We start from the raw sequence: 7,908 nt of genomic DNA on the forward strand, positions 1-7,908 counted from the left end.
CATGAGCATTCCAGTCATCATCATGGGCGCCAAGGGGCGGATGGGCTCGACCCTGACCCATTTGGCCATGGAGTCCGACCAGTTTACCGTGAGCGGGGTCGTGGAACGGGCCGAGTACAGCAAGGGGCTGGAAACGCTCGGCTGTCCCGTCATGCACGATCTTGCGGAGCTCCTGCCGTCCTGTCCCGGTGCGACGGTCATCGACTTCACCGCTCCGGAAGTGAGCCTGGACTCGGCCCGCAAGGCCTCGAAGACGGGCAATCCCATCGTCATCGGCACCACCGGACTCTCCGCGGACCAGCAGGCCGAACTGGAAACAATGGCCAGGGACATTCCGATCTTCTGGTCCCCGAACATGTCCATCGGCGTCAACGCCCTGGTGCGCATCCTGCCCATGCTCGAACGCATCCTGGGCGAGGCCTACGACATGGAAATCACCGAGATCCACCATCATCACAAGAAGGACGCCCCCAGCGGCACCGCCGTCAAGCTGGCCCAGGTGCTGGCCGAGTCGCGCGGCTGGAAAATGGACGAGGTCGGCAACTACGGCCGTCAGGGCATCATCGGCGCGCGGCCGGAAAAGGAACTGGGCGTGCACGCCCTGCGCGGTGGTGACGTGGTCGGCGATCACACTGTCTATTTCTTTGGCCCGGGCGAGCGTGTCGAGGTCACCCATCGCGCCCATTCCCGTGAAAATTTCGCGCGTGGCGCACTGCGCGCGGCGGCATGGCTTTCAAGCCGCAAACCCGGCAGGCTCTATTCCATGGGCCAGCTTCTGGGAGAGTAGATGGTAGGCACCTTGCGGCAGGCTCTGGATTTGCTCGGCGGCGTGGTCCTGGGCAAGGATACCCAGCTGCGCCTTTCCCTGGCTTGCCTTCTGGCACGCGGGCATCTCCTGATCGAGGACATCCCCGGCATCGGTAAGACGACCCTGGCCAAGGCCCTGGCCGTGGTGTTGGGGCTTGAATTCAAGCGCGTGCAGTTCACCAACGACCTCCTGCCGGCGGACGTGCTGGGGGTCTCGGTCTTTGACGCAGCCGAGTCCTCCTTCGTATTCCATCCCGGTCCGGTCTTCACCAACGTGCTTCTGGCCGACGAGATCAACCGGGGCACGCCGCGCACCCAGAGCGCGCTTCTGGAGGTCATGGAAGAGCAGCAGGTCAGCCTGGACAACAGCACGCGCCTGCTGCCCCGGCCCTTTTTCGTCCTGGCCACCCAGAATGCCCTGGACCAGGCCGGAACCTATCCGCTGCCGGAGTCGCAGCTGGATCGTTTCCTGTTCCGCATCAGCCTTGGGTATCCGGATCTGGATTCCGAACTGGAGCTTCTTGGGCGCAGTCAGAGCGCAGGCCGTCAGGTGCTGCCCGAGGCGGTCAGCAATGCCGACGAGGTCCTCGATCTGCAGGAGCGCGTCGATCATGTACGCACCAGCGCCGCGCTGCTGCGCTACGTGCGTGATCTTTTGGACTGGACCAGAACTGGCGGGCGGTTCGTCAACGGCCTCTCCCCCCGCGCCGGGCAGGCGCTGGTCCGCGCGTCCCGCGCCTGGGCCTTTCTCGACGGCCGGGATTTCGTGCTGCCCGAGGACGTGCAGGCGGTCTTTCCCAGTCTTGCCGGACACAGATTGCGTTCGGCCGATGGCGCGGGCGTTGACCTGACCGCGATTCTGGCCGCGGTGCCCATCCCCTGAGCGCCGCGCGGGGAGAACAGCATGGTTTTACCACGGTTCATCCGTAATCTGATCCTGGCGCGGCAACGCGCGGATCTGCCCCTGCGTCTGAACCGGCGGCGGATTTACATCCTGCCCACCCGGGCCGGGACGGTCTTTGCCTTTTTTCTTCTGGCCATGCTCATCGCAGCCATCAACTACACCAATAACCTGGCATTTTTGCTGACCTTCCTGCTGGGCAGCATTTCCATTCTTTCCGCCATCCATGCCTACGCCAACCTGGCCGGGCTTGAGGTCGAGGCCGGGCGGCTCTTTCCGGCCTATTGCCTGGATGATGCCCGGTTGCAGCTCTTTTTCCGGGCCGCTGGCCGTGAGCGCAGGCGCCTTTGCGTGCGCATCGGAGCGGCAGAGGCCGAGTTTTCCCTCCATGCCGGGGCCGGACTGGAGATGGATCTGAGCGTTCCGACTTCAAAGCGTGGCCTCTTGCCACTGGGACAGGTGGTGATCAGTACCCGCTATCCCCTGGGGCTCTTTCGCGCCTGGTCCCCCCTTGTGCTCCCTGTGACCGGGCTGGTTTATCCCAGACCCCTGGCCGTCGACAGGATGGATCGGCACCAGCTGCTGGGCGACGGCGATGAGGGCGGACTCGGGATCGTCAGTCAGTCCGGGGAGTTCGGCGGCGTGCGGCCCTATCGCCCTGAAGACGGCATGTCCCGGGTCTCCTGGAAGGCCTCGGCCAGGGGCGCTGGCCTGTTTTCCAAGGAATTTCGCTCCGGCGTGGCCCGGACACTAGTCTTTGACTGGGACGAGGTCCGGGCGTCCGGCTACGAGGAGCGCATCAGTCTGCTGGCCGGACTGGTGCGGGAAGCGGAGCGCGAAGGCATAAGCTACGGGCTGCGGCTGCCGGGGCTTATGATCGAGCCGGGCAGCGGCGCCGGACAGGCGCATCGCTGCCTGGAGGCCCTGGCCTTGCTCCCGGAGGGCGCATGATCCACGACAAGCGCCGCTTCAGCGTGACCCTGCTGGCCCTGGCGCTGGCCTTTGCCCCGCACCTGCCGCGCGTGCCGCTCTTTGTCGGCGTTTTCGTCTGTGCAGCCTGGGGCTACGCCCTGGGGATGCAATATCGGGGCTGGCCCGTTCCATCCCGGTGGCTGCGCGTCATTCTGGCCCTTTGCTGCCTTGCCCTGGTGCTCTTCACCCATGGCCGGTCCTTCGGACGCGACGCCGGAGTGGCCCTGCTGTCCCTCATGCTGGGGCTAAAAGCCGTGGAGAGCAAGTCCGTGCGCGACATGCTGGCCCTGCTCTTTCTGGCCTATTTCGTGGTCGTGACCAACGTGCTCTATTCCCAAACGCTGGTCATGAGCGCGTACATGTTTTTTTCGGTCATGGCCGTGACCGCTGCCCTGGTTCACCTGCATTCCGGCGAATCTCGCCTGCTCCCGGACCTGCGTCGCGGCGGCCTGCTGCTGGTTCAGGCCCTGCCGCTGGCCCTGCTTCTCTTTGTCTTTTTTCCTCGTCTCCAGGGCGCTCTCTGGGGCGTGCACGACGAGCGTGACGAGGGTGTCAGCGGGTTCAGCGAGACCCTTGAGCCGGGTTCAGTGGCCAGCCTGTCCCTGTCCCGGGAGGTGGCCTTCAGGGTCGATTTTCCCGGCTCCATCCCGGACCGGGACAGCCTTTACTGGCGCGGGCTGGTGCTGGACAGCTTCGACGGCTTGACCTGGTCCCGGGACCTACCCGCCGAGGTCACCGCCCCGCGCGGCGGCGCTCTCCCCGAGGGCGGCGTGCCCTACACCATGACCATGGAGCCGCACAACCGGGAGTGGGTTTTCGCCCTTGACCTGCCCGTGCTCGCCCCAAGAGGCACGGTGCTTCGCTCCGACCAGACCCTGGCCAGCCTGCGCATGGTCCGTTCGCGGGTGCGCTTTGAACTCGTCTCGGTGCCGACTCCCGGCTCCGCCCCCGTTCCCGGACCGCCGTGGACCGCGTTGCCCGATGGCGGAAATCCCAAGGCTCGCGCCCTGGCCACCCAATGGAGGGAGGCGGGCCTCTCCTCGGAAGGGACGGTCGCGGCCGCGCTGGAATTTTTCAGGGAGGGCGGGTTCGTGTACAGCCTGCGTCCCGGAGCCATGGATCAGGACATCGTCGATCAGTTTTTGTTTGCAACCCGGCTGGGATATTGCGAACATTATTCTTCGGCCATGGCTTTTCTGCTTCGCGCCGCCGGGATTCCGGCCCGGGTCGTGGTCGGCTATCAGGGCGGGGAGGTGAATCCCATGGGCGGGTACCTCATCGTCCGCCAGTCCGACGCCCACGCCTGGGTCGAAGTCTGGATCGACGGGCGCTGGCTGCGCGTGGACCCGACCTCGGTTGTCGCCCCGCAGCGGCTGGTGACCGGCGTGGAGACCTTCGTGCCCCAGGGCCGGGGTGTCGTGCTGCCCGAAGGGGTCCGGGCCCTGCGCAAGGTGGGACGTTTTTTTCAACTGGGATGGGACGCGGCCAACAACTCCTGGAATCAGTGGGTGCTCGGCTTCAGCCATGAACGGCAGCGCGGCTTGTGGGAGCGTCTGGGTCTCGATCCCGCCACCCGGGCCGGAGCCGGAAAATTGGCGGTCATCCTGGCCGTGGGGCTATGCACCGTGCTGGGCGTTGTGGTCGGCTTCATGCTGCGGGCGCGGCGTGACCGGCGAGATCCGGTTGTGTCGTTGTACGCCCGCTTTTGTCGCAAACTGGAAAAACAGGGATTGCCCAGGGGACCTGCCGAAGGCCCGCGTGATTTTGCCCGGCGCATCGGCACGCTGCGTCCGGATCTGGCCCAGCCTGTCGGGGATATTGCAGAAGGGTACATGGCGCTGCGTTACAGCGGCCGGGGAGACCTTGCGGCATTCAAGAGGCTCATTGATGAATTCATGGGGAGAAAGAATTGATGGAAGAAAAAAAGGGTGCCCTGGTGCCGGTGGAAAAGAGGGAAGAGCCTCCTATCACGCCGGTGGAGCAGGAATACGAGCACGCCAAGTCATATTTCAAGGAATCGACGCTTCAGGCGGCCAAGGTCAATGCGGCGTTGCTGACCGTGCTTGGGGTGTTCGTGGTGCGGGGAATCCGGTATGCGTGGGAGGCCTTGAGCTGCCGCTTTCCCTGGCGCAGAAAAAAGTGAAGGCGCCCCTGGGCGCCTTGGCATTCGTTTTTTAGCGTTGGCCCAGAATTCCGGCCTTGAATTTTTCACCCGGTCCGGGTTTGGGACCGATCCAGCAGGCCAGCAGGGCATCGTTGAAATCCTTGCCCGGGATCACGCCCTTGAGCTGGTCGCGCACCACGATTCTGGTTCCAGTCGCCGGATCATACAGGCAGCTCAGGGTCTCGCCCTTGCTCATGGTTTCCATAAAGCTTCCGAGTGTCGCGAAGCGCTCCCTGAGAGACGCGTCGGCGGCGGGAGTGTTGGCCTCCAGCCCGTCCAGCCAGGCGTCTGAGATCTTTTCGGCTTCGACCTTGCGCAGAAAATGCATGGTCATGGCCCGGGGGGCATCCGTGGCCAGGATTGTCCCGGCGTCTGTGGAAGGCGCGGTCAGGTAGAGTCCGGCCGCATAGACGTCGAAGAAGGTGAAGGTGCGCATCCCAAGGCCGTTCAAGGTCAGGGTGGATTCACCCAGGGTGAGCTGGTCGGACAGGGTGACATCACCGATCCGGCCGCCCGAGGCAGGGGACGCGATGCTCAGGATGATCATGCATATGAAGATGTATTTGCGAATCATGAGTGAACCCTTTATTGCTATCATGTTGAAATATTGAAATTGTCTTGCAGTAAGACTGGCAGTGTTGAGCGTTCGCTTAGCATTGCTTTTGCAAAATGAAAAGGGGGGCGACGACATCGTCCCCCGGCGGAGAATGCATGCTGGTCGCGATTCTTTCGGATATTCACGGCAACATCGAAGCCCTGGACGCTGTCTGGCAGGACATGGCACCGCTACCTGTCGATCAAATCGTGAGCCTGGGGGATGTGGTCGGCTACGGGCCGAATCCCGAGGAAGCCGTCATCTCGGTGCGCGAACATGACGTAGTGTGCTGCATGGGCAACCATGAACTCGGCATCGTCAATGCGACGGAACGCGCCTGGTTCAACTCCACGGCGCAAAAGGGACTGGGACTGACCGCGAGCCTGCTGTCTTCCGAGAGTCTGCGCTACATCGGCTCCCTGCCCCGCTTTCTGTGCCATGCCGGGGCGAGGTTCGTGCACGGGTTCCCGCCCGACAGCGTGACCACCTATCTGTTCCAGGTCGATGATGCGGCTCTTGAGCGCTGGTTTGCGCAGGGTGAGGCGCTGACCTTTGTCGGGCACACCCACGAGCTGGGTCTGGTTGGCTGGAACGGGACCGAGGTCGTGCGCAGGGAACTTGGGCGGGAGCGGTTCATGCTGGATGGGAGCCCCTGCATCGTCAACGCGGGCAGCGTCGGACAGCCCCGGGACGGAAACAACAACGCCAAATACCTGCTCTGGAATACCCAGACGGACCTGATCGAGGTGCGCTTCGTGTCCTACGACATCGAACGCACCGTGGCCAAAATCCGCGAGCGGGGATTCCCCGATTATTACGCCACGAGGCTCTGGTGACCATGAAGATAGGACGCTACAATGTTTTGGGAGGCCTTGGTCGGGGTGGCATGGGTGGGGTCTACAAGGTCGGGCACCAGGCCCTGGGCCGGGTCATGGCCCTGAAGCTTTTGCAGCCCCACGAGCTGTTGAACGAGCTTATGGGCGAGGAAGCTGTGAGGTCCGCTTTTTTGCGCGAGGCCAGGCTTCTGGGTTCATGCGAGCATCGCAACATCGCCTCGGTCCTCGATCTGGACGAGGACCGGGGGCGGCCCTTCATGGTCCTTGAATACCTGTGCATGAACCTGGGCGGTCTCATCGGTGAAGGGCGCGTGGTCGAGGATGTGACGCGGGTAGTGCCGCCGCGCACCGCCCTTGATTTCGTGCGTCAGACTCTGGACGGACTGGAGTATCTGCACGGCCGGGGAATCATCCATCTCGACGTCAAGCCCGGCAATCTGATGCTCGGCAGCGACGGGACGATAAAGCTCATCGACCTTGGCTTGTCGCGACTGCGCGGCGAGGTCTGGGTCAAGCCGAAGGGTCTCAAGATCGGTTCTCCGTATTACGCCGCGCCGGAACAGGAGGACAGCCCCGAGAAGGCGGACGAGCGGGCCGACCTTCATGCCGTTGGGGTGGTTCTGCATCGTCTGGTCAGCGGATTCTTGCCCGTGGACGGGCTGGTCGATTCGCCCCTCTTTTCCGGGGCGTGGCGGGAATTTTTCGCCCTGGCCCTGGCCGCTGATCCCGATGCGCGCTTTCAGGATGCAGGAGCCATGCGCGATGCCCTGAAGACCCTCGAAGCGGATCTGCAAAGACGCTCCAGCAGCGAATGCGTGCTGCCGGAACCAGTCTGTACCGTCATGGGCAGATTGCGCTCGAAGCCGCTGCGCACCGGCGTGGGCCCGCGTCCCTTTGATTTTCTGGACGAGCTGTACCGGCCGCTGGCCTATCACGAAACGGAGCTGGAAGAGGTCATGGGCGGCTGGCTGGACCGATGCACCGGCCTGGTCTGGGGGGCCGTCTCCCCCTGGCCCATGACCTGGGACGAAGGCATGGCCTCCGCGGCTTCCGTGGCCTCGGGAACCGATGCGGCCGAAGGCTGGCGCATGCCCACGGTGGAGGAACTGGTCTCGTTGCTGAGACCCGGGCTTGAGCTGGACGAGTTTTGTCACAGGCCCTTTGGCGACAGGTACTTATGGCTCTGGACAGGAGACCGGCGCAGCTATACATCGGCCTGGTTCGTCGATGTCGGAGGAGGCGCCGTGCTGACCCAGGACCGAAGCTGCCGTTTTCATGTCCGGCTGGTGCGATCCGTGTGAAACAGGGGGGCCGGTGCAATCGTGGGGTGGGCGAAAAATTTTTCGCCCCTACACGGTCCAAACACGGTGCCAACACGATGCCAACACGGTGCCAACACGATGCCAACACGGTGCCAACACGGCCCCAACATCGCCCGCCCACACCGACCCGCACCACCGTAGGGGCAGACCTACGTGTCTGCCCAATCTCGGTGTAAGGCGAGACAACCACGCAGGGGCGGCAGGGAAGAAGGGCGGCCACGCAGGGCCGCCCCTACGGTATGCATATACCGGATCGTTGCGGCCATGGTATGCATATATCGGATCATGGCGACCATGTGATGACAAATCCC

The 7,908-nt window shown here is 63.8% G+C and carries 8 protein-coding genes; 7 read left to right on the plus strand and 1 reads right to left on the minus strand.

Annotated elements, in window-relative coordinates; all coding sequences use genetic code 11:
• The first annotated feature begins 1 nt into the window (after window position 1).
• From dapB to H4684_RS18150, 5 genes are read left to right on the plus strand one after another with little or no spacing between them, the layout of a single operon-like run.
• On the plus strand, window positions 2-787 hold the full coding sequence (gene dapB, locus H4684_RS18130) for a 4-hydroxy-tetrahydrodipicolinate reductase (protein ID WP_092188490.1): 786 nt from the start codon (window positions 2-4) through the stop codon (window positions 785-787).
• Window positions 788-1,690 carry an AAA family ATPase gene (locus tag H4684_RS18135; protein ID WP_192624819.1) on the plus strand — a complete coding sequence of 301 codons (903 nt, stop codon included), beginning with the start codon at window positions 788-790 and terminating at the stop codon, window positions 1,688-1,690.
• 21 nt (window positions 1,691-1,711) lie between these two features.
• Window positions 1,712-2,659, plus strand: a complete 948-nt coding sequence (locus H4684_RS18140; protein ID WP_092188486.1) for a DUF58 domain-containing protein — start codon at window positions 1,712-1,714, stop codon at window positions 2,657-2,659.
• On the plus strand, window positions 2,656-4,593 hold the full coding sequence (locus tag H4684_RS18145) for a transglutaminase TgpA family protein (protein ID WP_192624820.1): 1,938 nt from the start codon (window positions 2,656-2,658) through the stop codon (window positions 4,591-4,593). The genes H4684_RS18140 and H4684_RS18145 overlap by 4 nt, the downstream gene beginning before the upstream one ends.
• Window positions 4,593-4,823 carry a hypothetical protein gene (locus H4684_RS18150; protein WP_092188482.1) on the plus strand — a complete coding sequence of 77 codons (231 nt, stop codon included), beginning with the start codon at window positions 4,593-4,595 and terminating at the stop codon, window positions 4,821-4,823. Before H4684_RS18145 ends, H4684_RS18150 begins: the two co-directional genes overlap by 1 nt.
• A gap of 31 nt (window positions 4,824-4,854) precedes the next feature.
• On the opposite strand, the gene H4684_RS18155 is transcribed toward H4684_RS18150, so the two are convergent.
• A complete protein-coding gene (locus H4684_RS18155; RefSeq protein WP_192624821.1) occupies window positions 4,855-5,418 on the minus strand; it encodes a chalcone isomerase family protein in 564 nt (187 codons plus the stop codon).
• A gap of 137 nt (window positions 5,419-5,555) precedes the next feature.
• Here H4684_RS18155 and H4684_RS18160 point away from each other — a divergent pair, with 137 nt between their 5' ends.
• Both H4684_RS18160 and H4684_RS18165 read left to right on the plus strand, forming a co-directional pair.
• Window positions 5,556-6,275 carry a metallophosphoesterase family protein gene (locus tag H4684_RS18160; protein WP_192624822.1) on the plus strand — a complete coding sequence of 240 codons (720 nt, stop codon included), beginning with the start codon at window positions 5,556-5,558 and terminating at the stop codon, window positions 6,273-6,275.
• 2 nt (window positions 6,276-6,277) lie between these two features.
• Entirely contained in the window at window positions 6,278-7,576 is a 1,299-nt protein-coding gene (locus tag H4684_RS18165) for a protein kinase domain-containing protein (RefSeq protein ID WP_225940545.1), read from the plus strand.
• The last annotated feature ends 332 nt before the right edge of the window (window positions 7,577-7,908 follow it).

Source organism: Desulfomicrobium macestii, assembly GCF_014873765.1.
Taxonomy (GTDB): Bacteria; Desulfobacterota; Desulfovibrionia; order Desulfovibrionales; family Desulfomicrobiaceae; genus Desulfomicrobium; species Desulfomicrobium macestii.